The sequence below is a fragment of the Conexibacter woesei DSM 14684 genome (genome assembly GCF_000025265.1).
Lineage (GTDB): Bacteria > Actinomycetota > Thermoleophilia > Solirubrobacterales > Solirubrobacteraceae > Conexibacter > Conexibacter woesei.
Genome location: NC_013739.1, coordinates 1,253,132 through 1,273,147 on the forward strand (window position 1 = coordinate 1,253,132; position 20,016 = coordinate 1,273,147).

At 74.0% G+C, this 20,016-nt stretch carries 22 protein-coding genes; 18 read left to right on the plus strand and 4 right to left on the minus strand.

The window, feature by feature from the left end; genetic code table 11:
• Positions 1 to 46 precede the first annotated feature (46 nt).
• The 6 genes from dapA to CWOE_RS06005 all read left to right on the plus strand — a co-directional run bounded on the left by dapA (position 47) and on the right by CWOE_RS06005 (position 6,399).
• Positions 47 to 1,018 (plus strand): 4-hydroxy-tetrahydrodipicolinate synthase, encoded by a 972-nt coding sequence (dapA, locus tag CWOE_RS05980; RefSeq protein WP_012932674.1) that lies wholly within the window; start codon positions 47 to 49, stop codon positions 1,016 to 1,018.
• A gap of 79 nt (positions 1,019 to 1,097) precedes the next feature.
• On the plus strand, positions 1,098 to 3,329 hold the full coding sequence (locus tag CWOE_RS05985) for an MMPL family transporter (RefSeq protein ID WP_012932675.1): 2,232 nt from the start codon (positions 1,098 to 1,100) through the stop codon (positions 3,327 to 3,329).
• 134 nt (positions 3,330 to 3,463) lie between these two features.
• The gene (locus CWOE_RS05990) at positions 3,464 to 4,150 is read left to right on the plus strand and encodes a FadR/GntR family transcriptional regulator (protein ID WP_012932676.1); all 687 of its coding nucleotides are present in this window, start codon (positions 3,464 to 3,466) and stop codon (positions 4,148 to 4,150) included.
• A complete protein-coding gene (locus CWOE_RS05995; protein ID WP_012932677.1) occupies positions 4,147 to 4,500 on the plus strand; it encodes a hypothetical protein in 354 nt (117 codons plus the stop codon). Before CWOE_RS05990 ends, CWOE_RS05995 begins: the two co-directional genes overlap by 4 nt.
• 37 nt (positions 4,501 to 4,537) lie before the next feature.
• Entirely contained in the window at positions 4,538 to 6,058 is a 1,521-nt protein-coding gene (locus CWOE_RS06000; RefSeq protein WP_012932678.1) for a GMC family oxidoreductase, read from the plus strand.
• Positions 6,046 to 6,399 (plus strand): hypothetical protein, encoded by a 354-nt coding sequence (locus tag CWOE_RS06005; RefSeq protein WP_012932679.1) that lies wholly within the window; start codon positions 6,046 to 6,048, stop codon positions 6,397 to 6,399. Before CWOE_RS06000 ends, CWOE_RS06005 begins: the two co-directional genes overlap by 13 nt.
• Here the strand turns inward: CWOE_RS06005 and CWOE_RS06010 are convergent.
• The gene (locus tag CWOE_RS06010) at positions 6,381 to 6,830 is read right to left on the minus strand and encodes a hypothetical protein (RefSeq protein ID WP_012932680.1); all 450 of its coding nucleotides are present in this window, start codon (positions 6,828 to 6,830) and stop codon (positions 6,381 to 6,383) included. The genes CWOE_RS06005 and CWOE_RS06010 overlap by 19 nt on opposite strands.
• A 39-nt stretch (positions 6,831 to 6,869) precedes the next feature.
• Here CWOE_RS06010 and ybaK point away from each other — a divergent pair, with 39 nt between their 5' ends.
• From ybaK to CWOE_RS30295, 10 genes are all read left to right on the plus strand, one after another.
• The gene (gene ybaK / locus CWOE_RS06015) at positions 6,870 to 7,337 is read left to right on the plus strand and encodes a Cys-tRNA(Pro) deacylase (protein ID WP_012932681.1); all 468 of its coding nucleotides are present in this window, start codon (positions 6,870 to 6,872) and stop codon (positions 7,335 to 7,337) included.
• A 93-nt stretch (positions 7,338 to 7,430) separates the two neighbouring features.
• Entirely contained in the window at positions 7,431 to 9,731 is a 2,301-nt protein-coding gene (gene mbhE / locus CWOE_RS06020) for a hydrogen gas-evolving membrane-bound hydrogenase subunit E (RefSeq protein WP_012932682.1), read from the plus strand.
• Positions 9,728 to 10,174 carry an MnhB domain-containing protein gene (locus tag CWOE_RS06025; protein ID WP_012932683.1) on the plus strand — a complete coding sequence of 149 codons (447 nt, stop codon included), beginning with the start codon at positions 9,728 to 9,730 and terminating at the stop codon, positions 10,172 to 10,174. Before mbhE ends, CWOE_RS06025 begins: the two co-directional genes overlap by 4 nt.
• Entirely contained in the window at positions 10,171 to 10,581 is a 411-nt protein-coding gene (locus tag CWOE_RS06030; RefSeq protein ID WP_012932684.1) for a sodium:proton antiporter, read from the plus strand. Before CWOE_RS06025 ends, CWOE_RS06030 begins: the two co-directional genes overlap by 4 nt.
• Entirely contained in the window at positions 10,578 to 11,993 is a 1,416-nt protein-coding gene (locus CWOE_RS06035; protein WP_012932685.1) for a complex I subunit 5 family protein, read from the plus strand. The genes CWOE_RS06030 and CWOE_RS06035 overlap by 4 nt, the downstream gene beginning before the upstream one ends.
• Entirely contained in the window at positions 11,990 to 12,511 is a 522-nt protein-coding gene (locus tag CWOE_RS06040) for a Na+/H+ antiporter subunit E (RefSeq protein WP_012932686.1), read from the plus strand. The genes CWOE_RS06035 and CWOE_RS06040 overlap by 4 nt, the downstream gene beginning before the upstream one ends.
• Entirely contained in the window at positions 12,511 to 12,780 is a 270-nt protein-coding gene (locus CWOE_RS06045; RefSeq protein ID WP_012932687.1) for a monovalent cation/H+ antiporter complex subunit F, read from the plus strand. Before CWOE_RS06040 ends, CWOE_RS06045 begins: the two co-directional genes overlap by 1 nt.
• Complete coding sequence (gene mnhG, locus CWOE_RS06050; protein WP_012932688.1) at positions 12,777 to 13,136, plus strand: monovalent cation/H(+) antiporter subunit G; 360 nt, start codon at positions 12,777 to 12,779, stop codon at positions 13,134 to 13,136. The genes CWOE_RS06045 and mnhG overlap by 4 nt, the downstream gene beginning before the upstream one ends.
• Before the next feature lie 78 nt (positions 13,137 to 13,214).
• A complete protein-coding gene (locus tag CWOE_RS06055) occupies positions 13,215 to 13,571 on the plus strand; it encodes a GntR family transcriptional regulator (RefSeq protein WP_012932689.1) in 357 nt (118 codons plus the stop codon).
• Entirely contained in the window at positions 13,565 to 14,530 is a 966-nt protein-coding gene (locus CWOE_RS30295; RefSeq protein ID WP_012932690.1) for a DUF1648 domain-containing protein, read from the plus strand. The genes CWOE_RS06055 and CWOE_RS30295 overlap by 7 nt, the downstream gene beginning before the upstream one ends.
• Here CWOE_RS30295 and CWOE_RS06065 read toward each other — a convergent pair.
• From CWOE_RS06065 to CWOE_RS06075, 3 genes are all read right to left on the minus strand, one after another.
• Positions 14,527 to 16,290 carry a putative bifunctional diguanylate cyclase/phosphodiesterase gene (locus tag CWOE_RS06065; RefSeq protein ID WP_012932691.1) on the minus strand — a complete coding sequence of 588 codons (1,764 nt, stop codon included), beginning with the start codon at positions 16,288 to 16,290 and terminating at the stop codon, positions 14,527 to 14,529. The genes CWOE_RS30295 and CWOE_RS06065 overlap by 4 nt on opposite strands.
• Positions 16,291 to 16,389: 99 nt before the next feature.
• Positions 16,390 to 16,704, minus strand: coding sequence for a DMT family transporter (locus tag CWOE_RS06070; protein WP_012932692.1), 315 nt, complete (start codon positions 16,702 to 16,704; stop codon positions 16,390 to 16,392).
• A complete protein-coding gene (locus CWOE_RS06075) occupies positions 16,701 to 17,318 on the minus strand; it encodes a flavodoxin family protein (protein ID WP_012932693.1) in 618 nt (205 codons plus the stop codon). The genes CWOE_RS06070 and CWOE_RS06075 overlap by 4 nt, the downstream gene beginning before the upstream one ends.
• Before the next feature lie 180 nt (positions 17,319 to 17,498).
• Here CWOE_RS06075 and CWOE_RS06080 point away from each other — a divergent pair, with 180 nt between their 5' ends.
• Positions 17,499 to 18,020 (plus strand): MarR family winged helix-turn-helix transcriptional regulator, encoded by a 522-nt coding sequence (locus tag CWOE_RS06080; protein WP_236262247.1) that lies wholly within the window; start codon positions 17,499 to 17,501, stop codon positions 18,018 to 18,020.
• 253 nt (positions 18,021 to 18,273) lie between these two features.
• On the plus strand, positions 18,274 to 19,935 hold the full coding sequence (locus CWOE_RS06085; RefSeq protein ID WP_012932695.1) for a DHA2 family efflux MFS transporter permease subunit: 1,662 nt from the start codon (positions 18,274 to 18,276) through the stop codon (positions 19,933 to 19,935).
• Positions 19,936 to 20,016: the final 81 nt, after the last annotated feature.

Here is a 20,016-nt window from a genome sequence, read left to right on the forward strand (position 1 = left end):
AGATCGTTAGTTGTGCTGCGCAGTCGGGCGCGCGACGATCGCTCCCATGACACCGACGCTCGCAGGTCTCCACGTCCCGCTCGTGACGCCGTTCGACACCGCCGGCCGCGTCGACCTCGACGCGCTCGAACGGCTCGCCCACCACTGCCTCGACGGCGGCGCCGTCGGGCTCGTCGCGCTCGGCACGACGGCCGAGGCGCCGACGCTGACCGCCGCCGAGGCCGATGCGGTCGTCGTCCGCTGCGCCGCCGTCTGCGCCGCGCGCGGCGTCCCGCTGACGGTCGGCGCCGGCGGCAACGACACCGCCGCGGCCGTGCGCGAGGTCGCCGCTCGCGGCGCGCAGGACGGCGTCGACGCGATCCTCAGCGTCGTGCCGCCGTACTCGCGACCGTCGGAGGAGGGCGTCGTCGCGCACTTCGAGCGCGTCGCGGCGGCGAGCGCGGTGCCGCTGCTCGTCTACGAGGTCCCGCACCGGACGGGAATCCGGCTGAGCGCCGCCGCGCTGCTGCGGCTCGCCGCCGTGCCCGGGATCGCCGGCGTCAAGCTCGCCGTGCCGGCGCTCGACGCCGATGCGCTCGCGCTGCTCGCCGGCGCTCCGCCGTCGTTCGCGGTGCTGGCCGGCGACGACACGCTGATCCTGCCGCTCGCGGCCGCCGGCGCCCGCGGTGCGATCACCGCCTCGGCGCATTGCGCGACCGCCGGCTTCGCGGCGCTGCTGACGGCGGTCGACGACGGCGACCTCCCCGCGGCCCGCGTCGGCGCCGCCGCGCTGCTGCCGCTCGTGCAGGCGCTCTTCGCGGAGCCCAATCCGGCCGTGATCAAGGGACTGCTCCACCGCGACGGGCTGATCGCCACGCCCGACGTCCGGCTCCCGCTCATGCCCGCGAGCGCAGCCGCGGTCGAGCGGGCGGCGGAGGCCGAGCGGGCGGTGGACGGCGTCGTCCTGGATCACTGTCGTTCTGCGACAGCAATCCAGGACGACCGGGGCGCGGGGCAGGCCGTCGGGGCCGCTATGTGAGCGATCGCACACTGTGGCGCGCGCTCGCCAGGGAGTGTTCGGCTGGCCAGCCAGCCAGGACTCCTGAGGAGGAGGCCCAATGCAGCGAGCAATGCTTCGCCTCGACGCGCTCGTCCGTCGTCGCCGCACCGTCGTGCTCGTCGTCTGGGGGCTCGTGCTCGTGGCGGCGGTGCCGCTCGCGATGCACCAGTCCGATCGTCTCACGGGCGGCGGCTTCGAGGTGCCCGGCTCGCAGTCGGCCGCCGTCCAGCACGCCGTCGCCGGCGACTTCGAGCGCGGGCAGGCGACGACGCTCGCCGCCGTGCTCGTCCCGCGCGAAGGGGCGACGCCGGCGCGGCTGCGCGCCGCGCTCGGGCGGCTCGGCGCCGCCGCCGCGGACACCGGCGGGAAGGCGCGGCTGGCCCCAGCCGCGAGAGCGGCGGCGCTGAGAGCGCTCGCCGCCGACGGCGTCCGCCCGCTGATCGTCCCGCTTGCGACGACCGTCTCCGACGGTGGCTCGATCGACCTCGCCGTCGACCTGCGCAGAGCGCTCGGCATCTCCGACCGCAGAGGCGAGGCGCTGGTCGAGGGCGACGTCGCGACGCACCTGATCGGCCAGGGCGCGCTGTGGGCCGGGATGCAGGACCTGACGAAGGAGGACCTGCTGGCGGCCGAGACGACCGGCTTCCCGATCGTGCTGCTGATCCTGCTCGCCGTCTTCGGCTCGCTCGTCGCGGCCGTCCTGCCGCTGGCGCTCGGCCTCGTCTCGGTGACGGTCACCGGCGCGCTGATCTACCTGCTCTCGCTGACGACGGAGATGAGCGTCTTCGTCACCAACATGGCGTCGATGATCGGCATCGGCGTCGCCGTCGACTACTCGCTGTTCGTGCTCGCCCGCTACCGCGAGGAGATCGCCGACGGGCGCACGCCTGAGGAGGCGCGCGGGATCGCGCTGGCGACCTCCGGCGTCGCGGTCACCTTCTCCGGCCTCGCCGTGATCGTCTCGCTCGCCGGCCTCTTCGTCGTCAACGTCACCTCGCTGCGCTCGATGGCGATGGGAGCGATCCTCGTCGTCGCGGTCGCCGTGCTCGCCGCCGCGACGCTGCTGCCCGCGCTGATCTCGCTCGCCGGCAGGCGCGCGTACGAGCGCGGCCGGATCGCGACCGTCTCCGGCGCGATCGCGCGGCGGCTGCGCGTGCGGCGCGGGCGCGGTGACGCGGCGGCGGCCGGCGCCGGCGGCGCTGCCGCCGCCACGCCGGGCGGCTCGTTCTGGGACGGCTGGACCGCGCGCGTCACGCGCCGGCCCGTCGTCTCCGCCGTCGCCGCGGCGAGCGTGCTGATCGTGCTCGCGCTGCCGGTGCTGTCGATCGAGACCGGCAACGGCGCACTGGAGCAGTTCCCCAGAGGGCACGAGACGCGCGTCGGCGCGGAGACGGCGGCGTCGCTCACCGGCGCCGGCGCGGCCACCCCGATCGAGGTCGTCGTGCCGGGCGCGCGGGCGCAGGAGGCGATCGCCGTGCTGAGAGCCGATCGGCAGGTCGCGCGCGTCGAGCCGCCGGTCGCGGCACGTGACGGCGACGCCGTCCTGATCGGCGCGATCCCGGCCGTCCACGGCGAGTCGGCGGCGGCGCAGGCGCTCGTCGAGCGGCTGCGCGGCGCGCTTCCGGAGGGCGCGCTCGTCGGCGGCAGCCCGGCCGACACGAAGGACTTCCTCGACCGCGTCTCGGGCTCGATGTGGCTGGTGATCGCGTTCGTGCTCGGGCTCTCCTACCTCGTCCTGCTCGTGCTGCTGCGCTCGGTCGTGCTGCCGCTGAAGGCGGTGCTGATGAACCTGCTGTCGGTCGGCGCGTCGCTCGGCGTGCTCGTCGCGATCTTCCAGTGGGGCTGGATCGACGGCTTCCTCGGCTTCCAGTCGCCGGGCCACATCGACGCGCTCACGCCGCCGCTCGTGCTCGCCGTCGTGTTCGGGCTCTCGATGGACTACGAGGTCTTCCTGCTGAGCCGCATCCGCGAGCGCTGGACGGCGACCGGCGACACGCAGCAGGCGGTCGCCGACGGCCTGCGCACGAGCGCCAAGACGATCACCAGCGCGGCGCTGATCATGGTCGCGGTGTTCGCCGTCTTCGTCGGCACCGGCGTGCCGTCGATCAAGGAGCTGGGCCTCGGCTGCGCGATCGCGATCGCGCTCGACGCGACGCTCGTGCGGCTCGTGCTCGTGCCCGCGGCGATGGAGCTGCTGGGGAGATGGAACTGGTGGCTCCCGCGCCCGCTCGCGCGCGTGATTCCCGACCTCGCGATAGAGGACGCGCCGCTCGCCGCCGCGGGCCGCTGACCGGGCCGCCGGACGGGCGCTGGTCGGGAAGCGTCCTGCTTTGGTGTCGTCAGGCGACACCAAAGCAGGACGACGCGGGCACGCGCGGCTGTCCTCGCTTGACAAAGTGTTCCGAACACCGGGACACTGGAACGATGGCGATCTCGCGCACGTCCGTTCCCGACCAGGTCTTCGCGCAGCTGCGGGAGGCGATCCTCTCCGGCTCCTACGCCCCCGGCGAGCGGATACCGACGCAGCGGGCGCTCGCGGCCGACCTCGGCGTGAACATGGCGACCGTGCGCGAGGCGCTCGGCCGGCTGGAGCAACTGCGGCTGGTCGAGACGCGGCACGGCAGCGGCACCCACGTGCGCGACTGGCGCCGCTCCGGCGGGCTCGACGCGCTCACGCTGCTCGGCGCCGGCACGGCCGGCGCGGAGATCGGCGCGTCGCTGTTCGAGGCGCGCCGGCTGCTGCTCGCGGAGGCCGCCCGCCTCGCGGCTCAGCGGCGCGACGAGGCGCACGCCGCCGCGCTCGGCGAGCTGGCGGCGGCGGTCGCCGCGGCGCCCGACGACGCGACCGCGCTGCTCGCCGACTGGGCGTTCATGGAGGCGCTCGTGGAGGCCGCGGGCAACGTCGTCTTCCAGCTGATCATGAACTCCGTGCGCGAGCTGTACCTGCCGCACGCCGATGCGTTCGCCGCGCTCGTCTCCGCACGTGACGAGCTGCTGCCGCACTACGACGCGGTCGCGGCGGCCGTGCGCGAGGGCGACGGCGAGCGCGCGGCCACGGCGGTCGCCGAGCTGGCCCACGCGCAGGAGGAGCGGATGGTGGGGAGCGCGTGAGCGCGCCCGGGGCGCAGCCGGCGCGGGCCGGCGGCGGGCCGGCGGCGCAGCCGCTCGCCGAGTTCCTCGCCGCCGCGCCGCGGCTGCAGCGGACGGCGCTGCGGGCGCTGCTCGCGCTCGCGCGGCGGCCGCGCGGCGCGCGCCTGATCGCCCGTCTGCCCGCCGCCGAGCAGCTGGCGCAGGCGACGCTCGCGCTGATCCGTTACGACGAGCCGTCCGCGGCGCGCGCGCTCGGCTGGGATGCGGACGCGGTGGTCGCGCGGGGACGCGCGATGCGGGCGGGGAGCGGAGGCCCGGCGTCAGCCGCTCGGCGGAGCGCCTGCGGAGCGGCGAGCGGAGACGCGACGTGAGCCGCGTCGCTGAGCGCCTGCGCGCGGAGCGGGGCGCATGAAGGCGCTGCGCCTCACGGCGGACGTCTGCGTGATCGGAGCAGGCGCGGGCGGTGCGGTCGTCGCGGCGGAGCTGGCGGAGGGCGGGGCGGACGTCGTCGTGCTCGAACAGGGGCCGCGGCACGACGAGGCCGCGTTCACCGCGCACCCGCCGCAGATGCTCGCGCGGCTCTACCGCGACGGCGGTCAGACCGTCACGCTCGGGACGCCGCCGATCCTGCTGCCGCTCGGCCGCGGCCTCGGCGGCACGACGCTCGTCAACTCCGGCACATGCTTCCGCACGCCGCCGCACGTGCTCGCCCGCTGGGAGCGCGAGTTCGGACTCGACGGCCTCGGCGAGCAGGCGCTCGCGCCGGCCTTCGCGCGCGTCGAGCAGGCGCTGTCGGTCGCCGAGGTGACGCCCGAGCTGGCCGGTCGCAACGCTGCCGTCGCGCGGCGCGGCGCAGAGGCGCTCGGCTGGTCGCACGGCTATCTGCACCGCAACGCGCGCGGCTGCTCCGGCTCCGGCGTCTGCGCCTTCGGCTGCCCGACCGGCGCCAAGCAGCACACCGGCATCACGTACGTCCCGCGCGCGCAGGCCGCCGGCGCGCGGATCGTGACCGGCGCCGACGTGCGGCGGATCGTCGTCGCGGGGCGGCGCGCATGTGGGGTAGAGGCGCGCGTGAGCGGCGCTGCGGCGGGGGCGAGCGGGCCGCGGGTCGGGGCGGAGGCGGCCGGCGGAGCGAGCCGCCGCCTGCTCGTCGACGCGCCGCACGTCGTCGTCGCGACCGGCACGATCCACACGCCGCTGCTGCTCGGCCGCAGCGACCTCGGCGCCGGCTCGGGCCAGCTCGGCCGCAACCTCTCGCTGCACCCGGCGACGGCAGCCTTCGCGCTGATGGACGAGGTCGTCGACATGGCGCGCGGCGTGCCGCAGAGCTTCTTCGTCGACGAGTTCGCCGCCGAGGGGATCCTCTTCGAGGGCGTCGCCGGGCCGCCGTCGTACGCCGCCGCCTCGCTGCCGCTGTCCGGCGCGCGCCATGCGGAGGCGATGGCGCGCTACCGCAACCTCGCGCAGTTCGGCCTGATGGTCAGCGACAGCTCGCGCGGCCGCGTGCGCTCGATCGGCGGCCGGCCGCTGATCCGCTACGACCTCTGCGACGCGGACGTCGCGAAGGTCCGCAGCGGCCTGGAGCGGATGCGGCAGCTGTTCGAGGCCGCCGGTGCGCGCGAGGTCTACCTGCCGCTGCCGCCCGATGTCGAGCCGCACGCGGCGCGCCCACGCGACCTCAAGCTGATGGCGTTCCATCCGCTCGGGACCGCCCGCGCGCACGCCGACGCACGCCACGGCGTCGTCGACGGCGATCTCGCGCTGCACGGCGTCGAGGGCGTCCACGTCGCGGACGGCTCGGTCGTCCCGAGCGCGCTCGGCGTCAATCCCCAGCTCACGATCATGGCGCTCGCGACGCGGCTCGCGTTCGGGCTGCTCGACCGCGCGGTGCCGACCACCGCCGAGGAGGAGGCCGCATGTCGTTCCTGATCGATCCCGCGCTGCTGTACGCGGGCGGGAGAACCTACCGGCGGCTCGCGGCGGACGCCGACGCCGCCGCACCGGACCCGGCGCGCGACGCCGCCGTCGCGGTCGCGTTCATGACCGTCTTCTGGGGCGTCTCGGTCGGGCTCTACCTCAACCACGGCTGGACGAAGCCGATCTGGTGGATATGCCGCGCGCGCTCCGGCCGCGACTGGATGCTCAACTCCGGCGTGCTGCGCATCGACGACGCGCGCGCCGGCCGACGCACGCACCTCGTCTCCGCGCTGATCTTCGCGACCTACCCGCTGTGGCTGTGGCTCGGGATGCGTCAGCGCCGCGGCCAGTAGACGACCCGCTCGACCTGGATCTGGCTCTGGCCGTAGCTGCCCTGGTACACCGGGCCGGCGCCTGCGGCCCAGTCGCCGATCTTCGGATCGCGCTTCGGGCGCAGGCGCGGATTGACGTCGAGCACCGAGATCCCCGGCAGCGTGATCGAGCCGCCCGCGAGGATCAGGTGGAGGTCGCCGTCGCCGTCGGGGTCGACCGACTCCAGCCCGATCACGCGGCCGCTCGCGGTCTTGCAGTTGGCCGTGCCCTCCGGACAGGTCGGTGCCGGCGGGCGGCGGGCCTCCGCACGCTTGTCGGCCCGCTCGCGCGGCGTCAGCGGCGCGTCGGCGGGATGGGGCGCCGGCTCGCTGGAGCCGCCGCCGCAGCCGGCCAGGGCGACGAGGGCGAACAGGGCGAGCAGGGGAAGGAGCGGGAGCGCAACGCGTCGCATCGTCCGCGGACGGTAGCGCGCGCTCGGTAGGCTCGGCCGATGGCCGGCCGTGAGACACCCGCGACCCGCGCCGCCAGAAAGGCCGGCGTCGACTTCAGACTGCACGAGTACACGCACGACCCCGGTGCGGACTCCTACGCGCTGGAGGCGGCCGAGGTGCTCGGGCTCGATCCGCAGCGGGTCTTCAAGACGCTCGTCGTCGACCGCGACGGGATGCTCGCCGTCTGCATCGTGCCCGCCGCCGACACGCTCGACCTGCGCTCGCTCGGCAAGCGCGCCGCGATGGCGCCGATGGACCGCGCCGAGAGAGTGACCGGCTACGTCGCGGGCGGGATCAGCCCGCTTGGCCAGCGGCGCGCGCTGCCGACGCTCGTCGACGACAGCGCGATCGAGCAGCCGACGGTCTTCGTCAGCGCCGGCCGGCGCGGGCTGGAGATCGAGCTGGCGCCGGCCGACCTCGTCGCGCTGACGCGTGCCGAGGTGCGGACGCTGCGCCGGATCGCCTGAGCCCGCGCACGAGCGTCCGCGTGCCACCCCGGGCGCAATGGCGTCCTCACGCCATGCACCATCGCCGCCCGACGGGGTAGGTTCTCCAGGGCTTTGCCGTCATCTCCCAGCCCATCCGCCCGTGTCGCCGCACGCGACCCGCTCGCCTGGGCTGTCACCCTGCTCGCGCTCGCGGCGTTCGTCGCCTGCGTCGTCGGCTGGCGCACCGGCGGCGGCACGATCGACGTCCCCTGGGCCCCGACGCTCGACCTGCGGCTGACGTTCTCCTTCGACGGCCTCGGCGCGCTCTACGGGCTGCTCGCGACAGGGATCGGCGCCGCCGTCTTCGCGTACGCGACGCGCTACATGCCGCTCCACCTCGCCCACCAGGCGCGGCCGGCGAGCGAGCGCTGGCGCTTCTGGCCGTGGATGGGCCTGTTCATGGCCTCGATGGTCGGCCTCGCGACGGCGCAGGACCTGATCGCCCTGTTCGTGCTGTTCGACGTCACCGCCGTCTGCTCGTACTTCCTGATCGGCTTCGACCGGGAGGAGCGCTCGACCCGTCTCGCCGCGCTGATGGCGCTGCTGGTGACCGGGGTCGGCGCCGTCGCGATGCTCGTCGGCGCGGTGATCCTCTACGCCGACCACGGCACCTTCTCGATCCCGGAGCTGTCGCGCGCGCTGCAGAACGGCGGCGCGCCGTCGACCCTCACGACCGTCGCCGTCGCGCTGATCGCGGTCGCCGCGCTGGCGAAGAGCGCGCAGGTCCCGCTGCACTTCTGGCTGCCGCGCGCGATGGCGGCGCCGACGCCGGTCTCCGCCTACCTGCACTCGGCCGCGATGGTCGCCGCCGGCGTGCTCGTGCTCGGCCGCACCTACCAGCTGATGGAGGTCAGCCAGGTCGTGCTCGACGGGCTGCTCGTCGTCGGCCTCGCGTCGATCGCGATCGGCGGCGCGATCAGCCTCACGCGCGACGGCTTCAAGCAGGTGCTGGCGTACTCGACGATCTCGCAGTACGGCTACGTCGTCGCGCTCTACGGCATCGGCGGCGCGAAGGGCGCCGGCGCCGCCGCGTTCTACGTCGTCGCGCACGCGCTCGCGAAGTCGGCGCTGTTCCTGACGGCCGGCGCGGTGACGATGGCGACCGGCCAGAGACGTCTCTCGCAGGTCGGCGGGCTGGCGCGCGAGCTGCCGCTGCTGGCGGCGGTGAGCGCCGTGGCCGCCGCGACGCTGAGCGCGCTGCCGCTGACGGTCGGCTTCTTCAAGGACGAGCTGTTCTTCAGAGCGGCGGCCGATCGCTCGACCGCGATGGGCGTGCTCGCGGTGATCGCCGCCGGCCTCACGTTCGCGTACACGTGGCGCTTCTGGTCGGGGATCTTCCTCGGGCCGTGGCGCACGGAGGCGAGACCGCTGCCGGCGCTGCTCGTCGCGCCGGTCGCCGTGCTGGCGCTGCTCGCAATGGTCGGCGGGATCGTCGTCGCGCCGTTCAACGAGCTGGCCGGCGACGCCGCGACCGCGACGCTCGGCAGAACCACCGACGTCCACGCCGCCTACCGCCTCGGCGGCAGCACGGAGAACCTGATGGCGCTCGCCGCGTGGGCGCTCGGCGGGCTGCTGCTGGCGACGCCGCGTGTGTGGAGACCGGCCGCGCTCGCGCTCTCGCGCGCCGGCGAGCGGTTCGGTCCCAGCCGTGTCTACGAGGTCTCGCTGCAACAGCTCAACCGCGTCTCCGACGTGCTCCACGACGTCGAGGTGAGAGACCTCCGCAGCCGCGTCGCGGCGGTGCTGCTGCCGGCCGGGGTGCTGGTCGCGCTCGGCTTCGTCGCGACGCCGACCGCGGGCGCCTTCGAGGTCGGCGCGATCCGCGGCACCGACCTGCTCGTCGTCGCGCTGCTGGCGCTCGTCGCGATCGCCGCGATCGTCGTCACGACCGCGCACGCGCACGTCGCGATCGTGCTCGCGCTGTCGGTCGTCGGGCTCGGGCTCGCGACCGTCTACGCGCTGATCGGCGCGCCCGACGTCGCGCTCGTCGCGGTCCTCGTCGAGACGATCGTGATGCTCGTCTTCCTCGCGATCGTCGCGTACGCGCCGCACGGCGAGCGGCCGTCGAAGCGCGAGCGCGAGGGCGCGGCGTCGGACCCGAGACACCGCAGCCGCCGCTGGCGCGATCCGGTCATCGGCGGGATCGCGGGAGCCGCCGCGTTCCTCGTCGTGTGGGCGTCGCTGTCGCGCCCGGCCGCGACCGAGCGCGTCGTCGCCGAGCAGGTCCGGCTGACGCCGGAGGCCCACGGCAGAGACGTCGTGACGGTGATCCTCGCCGACTTCCGCGGGCTCGACACGATGGTCGAGATCACCGTCATCGTCGTCGCCGTCTTCGGCGTGATCGCGCTGCTGCGGCGGGGGAGGACCTGGTGACGATCCTGACCGAGTCGGTCGCGCGGCTGCTGCTGGCGCCGAGCCTGATGGTCGCCGCGGCGATCCTCGTGAAGGGCTACGCCGACGTCGGCGACGGCTTCAGCGCCGCCGTGATCGTCTCGCTCGCGGTCGCGCTGCAGTACCTCGCGCTCGGTTCCGCGCGTGCGGAGGAGGAGCTGCCGCTGCTGCGGCACGCCCCGCGCGTCGCGATCGCGGGGATCCTGATCGCGCTCGCGTCCGGCTTCTTCCCGCTGCTGTTCGGCAGAGCGATCTTCAGCCACGAGCCGGGCCCCGGCGAGAGCGTGGTCCACATCGGCAGACTCGAGCTGATCACGCCGGTCGCCTTCGACGTCGGCGTCTTCCTGCTGGTTGCGGGTGCGTTGATCTCGCTGATCCACCACCTCGCGCAGCCGCCCGAGGAGACCGAGGAGGAGGACGGATGACGCTCGTCTTCTCGATCGCGGCGGCCGTCGTCTTCGGCGCGGGCGCGTACCTGGTGCTGACGAACGACCTCGTCCGCGTCGTCGCGGGGATGGTGCTGATCTCGCAGTCGGCGGTGCTGGTCGTGATCGCCTCCGGCCTGACGCGCGGCGACGCGCCGATCCTGCCGACCGGCGACAAGGAGCCGAGCGACCCGCTCGTGCAGGCGATGGCCCTGACCGCGATCGTGATCGGCCTCGCGGTCACTGCGCTGCTGCTGGCGATCGTCGCGCGCGTACGCGCGCGGCTCTCGTCGCTCGAGGTCAGAGAGCTGGCGCGCGACGAGGCCGAGCACACGGCCGAGCGCGAGCGCGCACTCGACCCGGTGCACGAGCAGCTCGACGTCGAAGAGGCGGAGGACGAGCAGTGACGATCGCGATCGCGCTGCTGATCCCGTGGGTCGCCGGCGTCCTGCTGCTGCTCGCCGACGGCAGACGCAGAAGCTGGGGTTGGTTCGCCGTCGCGGCGATGGCCGGCAACCTCGCGGCGCTCGTCGTGCTCGCGGTCAAGGTGCTGCCGGACGGCTCCGAGCGGGTCGTGACGGGCGGCTGGGAGGGCGGCGTCGGGATCGTGCTGGAGGCCGACCCGCTCGGCGTCGCGTTCGCGCTCGTCTCGTCGCTGGTCGTGCTCGCCGCGCTCGTCCACGAGGTGCTCGACGGCGTCCGCTCGCGCACCTTCCCCGCGCTCGTCGTGCTGTTGGCGACCGGCCTCACGGGGCTGTTCCTGACCGGCGACGTCTTCAACTTCTACGTCTTCTTCGAGCTGGCGATGATCGCCGCGTACGTGCTGACCGCCTACGGCGACGATCGCCACCAGCTCGGCGCCGCGCTGATCTTCGCGGTCGTCAACCTCGTCGGCTCGTTCCTCTTCCTGATCGCCGTCGCGGCGACCTATCACGTGACCGGCACGCTGGAGATGGCCGGGATCGCGACGCGGATGAGCGACGTCGAGCCGAACGCCGCGATCCTGATCGCGGTCACGTTCTTCGTCGCGTTCGGGACCAAGCTCGGCCTCTTCCCGTTCCACTTCTGGCTGCCGGCGGTGTACGCCGGCACGCGGCCGGCGGTCGCCGCGATCCTCTCGGGCGCGCTCGCCAACATCGGCGCGTACGGCCTGCTGCGCTTCGGCGCCGGGCTGCTGCCGGAGGAGCTGGAGCTGGGCTCGACGGTGCTGATCGTGATCGGCAGCGCGTCGGTGATCTACGGTGCGCTGCTCGCGGTCTCGCGCCGCGACCCGGCCGAGATGCTCGCCTACTCGGCGATCGGCCAGGCCGGCTACGTGCTCGTCGCGCTCGGCGTCGGCGGCCCGGTCGGGCTCGCGGCGGCCGTCCTCTACGCGATCCTCAACGCGCTGAGCAAGGCGCTGCTGTTCCTGTCGGCGGGGCTGCGCGGCGCGCTCGTCGCCGGCGCCTTCGCGGTCGGCGCGCTGTCGCTCGCGGGGATGCCGCCGGCGGCCGGCTTCGTCGGCAAGCTCGCGCTCTTCCGCACCGGCGTCGACGCGGGCAGCGTCGCGCTCGTGGTGCTGCTGTTCGTCGGCGGCGCGCTGTCGTTCGTCTACGCGTTCCAGCTCTACCAGCACGAGTTCTGGCGCGGCTCGCGGGTGCGGCCCGGCGGGGCGGACGCGGAGGCGACCGGCGCGCCGGTCCCCGCCTCGAACCCTGTCGGCGTCCGCCTCGTCAGCGTCGCGCTCGCGCTGCTGGTGCTCGCGCTCGGCCTGTGGCCGGAGCCGCTGCTGTCGCTCAGCTCCGACGCGGCGGCCGTGCTGCACGGAGGTGCGCCGTGAGCGGCTTCGCCAAGCGCGTGCTGGCCGTCGCGGTGCTGCTCGCGATCTACCTGCTGACGCTCGGCTCGCTCGCGCTCGGCGACGTCGCGGTCGGGCTCGTGCTCGCCGTGCTGATGGAGCTGGGCTGGCGGCGGCGCGTGCTGCGCGGCGGCACCGTCGCCGACCCCGCGACGCCGCCCGGCGTGCCGCTGAGGCGCGCGCTGCTGGCATTGCCGCGGCTCGTGCTCGCGGTGGTCGCCGAGATCACGCGCGGAACGTGGGAGGTCGCGAAGTACTCGCTCGGCATCCGCGAGCCGGTGCACGAGGGGACGGTCGAGATCGAGCTGGAGGGGATCTCCGAGGAGGGCGTCGCGGCGTGGGCGTTCATCTCGACGATCTCGCCGGGCGAGCTGGTGCTCGACGTCGACGAGGAGCGCGGCGTGCTGGTGATCCACGCGCTCGACGCGAGCGACCCGGAGGCGATCCGCAGGCGCCACCACGACTTCTACGAGCGGTACCAGCGAAAGGTGATCCCCTGATGCCCGAGATCGTGATCGTCGTCGCGCTCGTCTGCGTGACGGGGATGCTCGCGATCGGCGCGGCCGTGCTGCTGCGTGCGCGCGACGTGCTGGAGCGGATCGTCGCGCTCGACCTGCTGACCGTCATCTGCGTCGCACTGCTTGCGCTGCTGACCTACCTGCGCGACGTCTCCTACTACCTCGATGCGGCGCTCGCGCTGGCCGCGCTGTCGTTCGTCGCGACGCTGGCGGCGGTGCGCTCCGAGCGCGGCGGAGGGCCGTTCCGGTGACGCTCGTGCTGGCCGCGCTGCCCGGCGCGATCGACCTCGCGCTGGAGGTGCTGGGCGTCGCGCTGATCGCGCTCGGGATCGTCGTGACGGGCGTGACGGTCTACGGCGTCGTGCGGATGAGAGGCCTCTACCCGCGCCTGCAGGCGGCCAGCAAGGCGTCGATGCTCGGCGCCGTCGCGATCCTCGCCGCGTCGGTCGGCACGCGCGACGGCGCGACGATCGGCCGCGCGCTCGTCGTCAGCCTCTTCCTGCTGCTGACGACCCCGATCGCCGCCCACGCGATCGCCCAGGCGGCCTACCGGCGCGACCGCGAGCGGGAGGGGGAGGCGGGGGAGGCGGAGCCGGAGGAGGAGTGAGCGGCCCCTCGCCGCTGCTTGCCCGATCGCGCGCTCCGCTTGCCGGACCGCCCGAGTTGTTCTAGTATCAATAGAACAATGCTGATTCGCATCGACCCAGCCCGCGCGGTCCCGCTGCACGAGCAGATCGACGCCGGCGTGCGCGCCGCGATCGCCGCGGGTGACGTCGCCGACGGCGAGCGGCTGCCGGCCGCGCGCGAGCTGGCGAGATCGCTCGACGTGAACGTCCACACCGTCCTGCGGGCGTACGCGACGCTGCGCGACGACGGGCTGATCGAGCTGCGGCGCGGCCGTGGCGCGGTCGTCCGCGCCGACGACGTCGCGCGGCGGCGGCTCGCGGTCGTCGCGCTCGCGCAGGACCTGGTCGCGCACGCGCGGCGACACGGGGTGAGCGATGCGGATGTCGTCCGGATGGTCCAGGAGGCCCAATGCTGAAGCGCTTCGTCCTGCTCCTCGGCGGGCCGCTCGCGGCGCTCACGGCGGTCGCCGCGGCGATCGCGACGGCGGGCGGCCTGCCGAACCCGATCGCCACCCACTGGGACGCCGGCGGCACCCCCGACGGCCACACGCCGCCGGTGGCGTTCGCCGGCGGTCTGTTGCTCTTGTGCCTGCTGGCGTGGGGCGTGCTGCTGCTGCAGGCGCGGCGCCGCGGGCCGGCCGGCCTGCGGCTGACGGCGGCGCCGTCGGTGTGGGCGACGATCGCGTTCCTCTGCGGCATCGCCGTCGTGACGTTCGGCGCGAACGCCGGCGCGGCGAGCTGGCGCGAGGCCGGCGACATGACGCTCGGGACGCTGCTCGCGGTCGTCGGCGCCTCCGCGGCGGCGGGTCTCGTCGCATGGGCGCTGGAGCGCGGGCGCCCGGTCGCGCCCGAGCGGACCGTCCACGCGGTCGCGCCGATCGCGCTGGCCGCGGGCGAGCAGGTGGTCTGGTCGCGATCGCTCGCCAGCCGACCGGCGGCGATCGGCTGCGTCGCGATCGGCGGCGGGATGGCCGTCGCGGGACTGTTCGTCGGCGGGGCCGCCGGCTGGGGGCTCGTCGCCGGCGGGATCGCGACTGCCGTCCTGCTGAGCGCGCTGAGCGAGATCGTCGCGACGGTCGACGCGAGCGGGCTGACGATCGCCTACGGCCCGCTCGGCTGGCCGCGCCAGACGGTCCCGCTCGCCGACGTCGCCAGCGCGGAGCGGACCGAGATCGACCCCTGGAGCGTCGGCGGTTGGGGCTACCGCAAGGCGGGGTCGGGCAAGACCGCGGTCGTGCTGCGCGGCGGCGAGGGCCTGCGCGTCGTCCGGCAGGACGGACGCGAGCTGCTCGTGACCGTGCCCGACGCCGCGACGGCGGCGGGCCTGCTGACCGCGCTGCGCGGGCGCGCCGGCGTGCCCGGACGCGCCGCCTAGACGGCCTCGGGGGACAGCTCGCCGAACGCGACCGCGAGCGGCTGCGGCATCGCGATGTGGTGCCCCTGGATCAGGTCGACGCCGAGCCCCGTCAGCAGCGCGTGGGTCTCGGCGTCGCCGACCTGCTCGGCGATCGCGACGGCGCCGAGGCCGTGCGCGACGTTCACCGCCGACTCGATCACGAGACGGTCCGCGACCGTGCGGCTGCACTGCTCGACCAGCTCGCCGTCGAGCTTGAGCATGTCGAACGGCAGGTGCTTGAGGTAGTAGAGCGACCCGAGCCCGGCGCCGAAGTCGTCGATCGCGAAGCGGCAGCCGAGCGCGCGCACCTGCTGGGCGAACGCGCGCGCCAGCTGGATGTCGGCGACGGCGGCGGTCTCCGGTATCTCGAAGACGAGGTTGCGCGGGTCGACGCCGGTGCGCCGCAGCTCTCCGGCGATCGCCGCCAGCAGGTCGGTGTCGGCGAGCGAGCGGCCGGAGACGTTGACCTCCAGCGGCGTCGCGGTGCCGCTGCGCTCCAGCTCGGCGAGCAGGCCGATCGCGCGCCGCGCGACCCAGCTGTCGATCGCGACGATCAGGCCGTCGCGCTCGGCGATCGAGAGGAACGCGGCGGGCGGGATCAGGTCGCCGTGCGAGCCGGTCAGGCGCAGCAGCAGCTCGTGCTGGACGACGACGCCGCTGGTGGCGTCGACGACCGGCTGGGCGACCAGCGCGAAGCGATCGTGCGCGAGCGCGTCGACGATCCGGTCGCGCCAGGTCGTGCGCGCGCGGCTGCGTGAGCGCGCGTGGACGTCGGCCTCGAAGAACGCGAAGCCGTCGCCGCCGCTGTCCTTGGCGTCGTACATCGCGAGGTCGGCGTCGACCACGGCCGCCTCGGCGCTCAGCTCCGAGCGCTCGTCGAGCACCGTCGCGCCGACGCTGATCGTCACGTGGGTGCGCTCGCCGTCGCCGGGGTCGGCCTGCGCGCGGACGGCCTCGACGAGTCTGCGCGCGACGATCTCGGCCTCGGCGCGGTCGGCCTTCGGCAGCAGCACGGCGAACTCGTCGCCGCCGATCCGCGCGACCGTGTCGGTCGAGCGCAGCCGGCGGTGCAGGACGCGCGCGACGCTGGCGATCACGCGGTCGCCGGCCGTGTGGCCGTAGGCGTCGTTGACCTGCTTGAAGCGGTCGACGTCGACCACGAGCACAGCGCCCTCGGGGCCGTAGCGGCGCACATGCGCGACGTGGCGCTCCAGTTCCTGCTCGAAGCGGCGGCGGTTCAGCAGGCCGGTGAGCGGGTCGTGGTCGGCCATGTGCTGGAGGTGCGCCTCGACGCGCTTGCGCTCGGTGATGTCGAGCACCTGGACGAGCACGCGCGAGCGGCCGCCGTCGGTGTCGCGCAGCGCGGCGGCGTGGACGGCCGCGGGAACCGGCTGGCCGGTCGCGTGCAGGCAGCGGATCTCAGTCTCGAGGCCGCGGCGCTCGCCGGCCCGCAACGCCGCGATCGCGCCGCTCAGCCGCGGGAGATCCTCAGGGTGGACGAGCTCGGCGAGCGTGCGGCCGCGCAGCTCCTCGGGGGTGAAGCCGACGATGCGCGCGAGCGCGGGGTTGGCGACGACGACGCGGTCGCCGTCGTCGAGGACGGCGTTGCCGATCGGCGCCGTGTCGAAGATCGTCCGCAGGTTTGATTCGGCGCGGCGGATGGAGCGCCGGTGGAGCCGGCGGGCGCCGAGCAGCGCGGTGCCGGCGAGCAGTGCGATGACGGGCAGCAGCAGGATCACGCCCCATCCATCGGTCCAGCGAACGGCGGCTTGACTGTTGGATGGTCGCTTTCATACCGAGGCACTACGGTTCGGCGCGATCGCGCGCCTGCGGCGCGCTCACGCCGTGACGCGGGCGGTGAGGACGCCGGCGACGATCAGCGCGATCGCGCCCAGTCGGCCGGCGGTGACCGGGTCGTCGTGCAGCGCGATGCCGAGCGAGACGGCGCCGATCGTGCCGATGCCGGTGAAGACGGCGTAGCCGGTGCCGGTCGGCAGGTCGCGCAGCGCGAGCGTGAGCAGGTAGACGGCCGTGCCGCCGAGCACCAGTGCGACGATGCTCGGCCCGAGCCGGGTGAAGCCGTCGGTCGGCTTCAGGCTCTGCGACCAGACGACCTCGACGGCACCGGCGAGCAGGAGGTAGACCCAGCTCACGCGACCACCTCCGCGGCGGGGGTGCGCCCCCGGCGCAGCTCCAGTGCGAGTCGCGCGACACGGCGGCCGAGGTGCTCGGCGGTGCGCAGGTCGGAGTCGCGCGGCGCTGCTGCCGCGTCGAGGTCGAGCGGCGAGTGGCTCATCGCGCCGAGCCAGCTGCCGAGGCGGTTCAGCTCGTCGGGGCTGCCGTCCGACGTCGCCCAGCCGGCCTTGAGGTCGAGCCCGACCCAGATCATCCCGTGCTGCGCGGCGAGGATCGAGAACGTCTGGAGCGTGTTGAGCTTGTCGCCGGCGATCGTGCCGGAGTTCGTGAAGCCGGCGGCGACCTTGTCGCGCCAGCGATCCTCCAGCCACCGTCCCTGCGTCGCAGCGGCGAACGCGGTGAACGGTGCCGACGGCGCGCCCATGTGCGTCGGCGAGCCGAACACGATCGCGTCCGCTTCGTCGAGCGTGGTCCAGTCGTCGTCGGCGAGCATGTCGAGGCGCACGAGCGCCGCGCTCGCGTCGGCGACCGCCGCCGCACCGGCCGCGACGGCGGCGGCCTGCCGGGCGGTATGGCCGGTGGCGGAGTGGAACGCGATCGCGACGGAGATCTGCGAATGGGGAGCGGGCATGGAGATCCTCCTCGGTGTGATAAGTGAGACCGTGGTCCGGTTGCAGGTCGCGAGCGTAGCAGAACTGAGACCGCGGTCCGCTTTGGTGTGTCGCCCGCGGCTTCCGGGCCGCGCGGCCCGCGACGATCGTCTTGTTCGGGATCGTCTATTCACCTCCCTACTGCTGCTACGATCGACGGCATGGCACGCACGAGAGCTGCAACGGAGACGGTCATGGCCGAGGGCGGCGTGGCGGGACCGTTCAGCTCGAACCTGTGCTGGCTGCTGGCGCGCGGCTACTACACGCTGACGACCGAGATAGCGGCTGAGCTGCAGGCGGTCGACCTGACCCCGCGCATGCACGAGGTGCTCGCGGCGGCGGCCGGCGGTGACCGCACGCAGACCGAGCTGGTGAGAATGATCGGGCTCGACAAGACGACGATGGTCGTCACGCTCGACGAGCTCGAGGCCGCCGGCCTCGCGGAGCGCCGGCCGTCGAGGACCGACCGCCGTGCGCGCGTGATCGGCGTCACCAGGGCCGGCAGACGCAAGCTCGTCCAGGCCGACGAGATCATCCACCGCGTCCATGCCGACGTCCTCAGCGTGCTGCCGGCGAGGGACCGCAGAGTCTTCATGGCGTCGCTGAAGACGCTCATCGGCGGTCGCCTCGCCGAACCCGTCGCGAGCGCCCCCACCGTGCGCCGCCGCGCCGTTCGCGCGTAGCGCCCGCCGCGCCCGTCTCACGCCTCTGTCCGTCCTCGCGCCGTCCGTCGGGATGTGCGGTCGTTTGACCCCCTCATAGGGGTGCAAACGACCGCACTTCGTCGCTGTCGTCGCTGTCGCTGTCACCGGGCCGCTTCCGCGTGGGCGACGGTGTTCCCGAAGAAGATGAGTCGAACAAAGATAGTTTTGTTCTAGATGATCTGGTACGGTTCCATCCCGTTACCCCGTATCTGCCGATTGGAAGGAACAAGAGATGAGTCAGCCGACGACACTCACATCGCAGTCCGGCCCAGCCAGCGCCGACCGTCCAGGTCGCGAGCGCTGGATCGCGCTGACCGTCCTCTCCGCCGCTTTCCTGATGATCGTGCTCGACACGACGATCGTGTCGGTAGCGATGCCGTCGATCCAGGCCGATCTCGGCCTCTCGCAGTCCGGCCTCGCATGGGTCGTCAACGCCTATCTGATCGCGTTCGGCGGGCTGCTCCTGCTGGCCGGCCGCCTTGGCGACCTGCTCGGCCGACCCCGGGTCTTCATGGCCGGGTTGACCGTGTTCCTCGCCGCGTCGCTGCTCGGCGGCTTCGCGCACAACGAGCAGCTGCTGATCGCTGCGCGCTTCATCCAGGGCATCGGCGGTGCACTCAGCTCGGCCGTGATCCTCGGGATGATCGTGACGCTGTTCCCGGAGCCGCGCGAGCGGGCGAAGGCGATCGGCGTCTACGCCTTCGTCGGATCCGCGGGCGCGTCGATCGGCCTCGTCCTCGGCGGCGTCCTGACCGATCTGCTGAGCTGGAACTGGATCTTCTTCGTCAACCTGCCGATCGGTCTTCTGACCGCCGTCTTCGCGCTGCGCGTGCTGCGCCGTGAGGAAGGCGTCGGGCTCGGCCGCGGTGCCGACGTCCCGGGTGCGCTGCTGATCGTCGCCGCACTGATGCTCGGCGTCTACACGATCGTCGAGACTGAGAAGCACGGCTGGGGTTCGGCGCACACGCTCGGGCTCGGCGCCATCTCGCTCGCGCTGCTGGTTGGGTTCGTCCTGCGCGAGTCGCGCGCCGCAACGCCGCTCGTGCCGCTGCGGATCTTCCGCGTGCCGAACGTCTCCGCCGCCAACGCGGTGCAGGCGCTGATGATCGCGGGGATGTTCGGCCAGCAGTTCATCATCGCCCTGTTCCTCCAGAGAGTGCTCGACTTCAGCCCGACCGAGGTCGGGCTGGCGATGCTGCCGATGGCGGTCGCGATCGGCGTCTTCTCGCTCAACTTCACCGCCCGCCTGATGGCGCGATTCGGGGCGAAGGCGATCCTGCTCGCGGGCCTCGCGCTGATCGTCGGCGGCCTCGTCGTGCTCTCTCGCGTGCAGGCTGACGCAAGCTACGCGAGCGACCTGATGCCGGCGATGATCGTGATGGGCATCGGGGCCGGGCTTGCGCTGCCGGCGATCACCACACTGGCGATGTCCGGCGCGACGGAGACCGACTCCGGCGTCGTCTCGGGCCTGGCGAACACGACGCAGCAGGTCGGCGCGGCGCTCGGGCTCGCGGTGCTCGCCACCTTCTCCGGCACCCGCACCGAGACGCTGGTCCGCGAGGGCGAGTCGGCCGCGGTCGCCCTGACGAGCGGCTACCAGCTCGCCTTCGGGATCGCCGCCGGCCTCGCCGCCGCCGGCCTCGTGCTGGCCGCGCTGCTCGTCCGGTCCGCCGCGGGAGACGTGGTCGCCGAGAACGCTCCCGCCGGCGAGTCGGATGCCGTCGCCGATGCGGCTCGCTCCGGCGAAGTCGTCATCGCTGACGATGCGGCTCGCTCCGGCGAAGTCGTCATCGCTGACGATGCGGCTCGCTCCGGCGAAGCGGTCGCCGCTGACGATGCGGCTCGCTCGGCCGAGGGGCGCGTGGGCGAGGCGCGGCAGATCGTGCACGCGTAGGCCGGGTCCGCCGGCCCGCGACGGCTCGCCGCCCGCGGGTCGCGGTGCGGCGGCGGACCTCCACGCGCAGATCGTGGGCGA

What these genes read in the sequence shown, in the direction of transcription:
- dapA (WP_012932674.1), top strand. Translation starts at nt 47, where the DNA reads ATGACACCGACGCTCGCAGGTCTCCACGTCCCGCTCGTGACGCCGTTC.
- CWOE_RS05985 (WP_012932675.1), top strand. Translation starts at nt 1,098, where the DNA reads ATGCAGCGAGCAATGCTTCGCCTCGACGCGCTCGTCCGTCGTCGCCGC.
- CWOE_RS05990 (WP_012932676.1), top strand. Translation starts at nt 3,464, where the DNA reads ATGGCGATCTCGCGCACGTCCGTTCCCGACCAGGTCTTCGCGCAGCTG.
- CWOE_RS06000 (WP_012932678.1), top strand. Translation starts at nt 4,538, where the DNA reads ATGAAGGCGCTGCGCCTCACGGCGGACGTCTGCGTGATCGGAGCAGGC.
- CWOE_RS06005 (WP_012932679.1), top strand. Translation starts at nt 6,046, where the DNA reads ATGTCGTTCCTGATCGATCCCGCGCTGCTGTACGCGGGCGGGAGAACC.
- CWOE_RS06010 (WP_012932680.1), bottom strand. Translation starts at nt 6,830, where the DNA reads ATGCGACGCGTTGCGCTCCCGCTCCTTCCCCTGCTCGCCCTGTTCGCC.
- ybaK (WP_012932681.1), top strand. Translation starts at nt 6,870, where the DNA reads ATGGCCGGCCGTGAGACACCCGCGACCCGCGCCGCCAGAAAGGCCGGC.
- CWOE_RS06030 (WP_012932684.1), top strand. Translation starts at nt 10,171, where the DNA reads ATGACGCTCGTCTTCTCGATCGCGGCGGCCGTCGTCTTCGGCGCGGGC.
- CWOE_RS06045 (WP_012932687.1), top strand. Translation starts at nt 12,511, where the DNA reads ATGCCCGAGATCGTGATCGTCGTCGCGCTCGTCTGCGTGACGGGGATG.
- CWOE_RS06055 (WP_012932689.1), top strand. Translation starts at nt 13,215, where the DNA reads ATGCTGATTCGCATCGACCCAGCCCGCGCGGTCCCGCTGCACGAGCAG.
- CWOE_RS30295 (WP_012932690.1), top strand. Translation starts at nt 13,565, where the DNA reads ATGCTGAAGCGCTTCGTCCTGCTCCTCGGCGGGCCGCTCGCGGCGCTC.
- CWOE_RS06075 (WP_012932693.1), bottom strand. Translation starts at nt 17,318, where the DNA reads ATGCCCGCTCCCCATTCGCAGATCTCCGTCGCGATCGCGTTCCACTCC.
- CWOE_RS06080 (WP_236262247.1), top strand. Translation starts at nt 17,499, where the DNA reads ATGGCACGCACGAGAGCTGCAACGGAGACGGTCATGGCCGAGGGCGGC.
- CWOE_RS06085 (WP_012932695.1), top strand. Translation starts at nt 18,274, where the DNA reads ATGAGTCAGCCGACGACACTCACATCGCAGTCCGGCCCAGCCAGCGCC.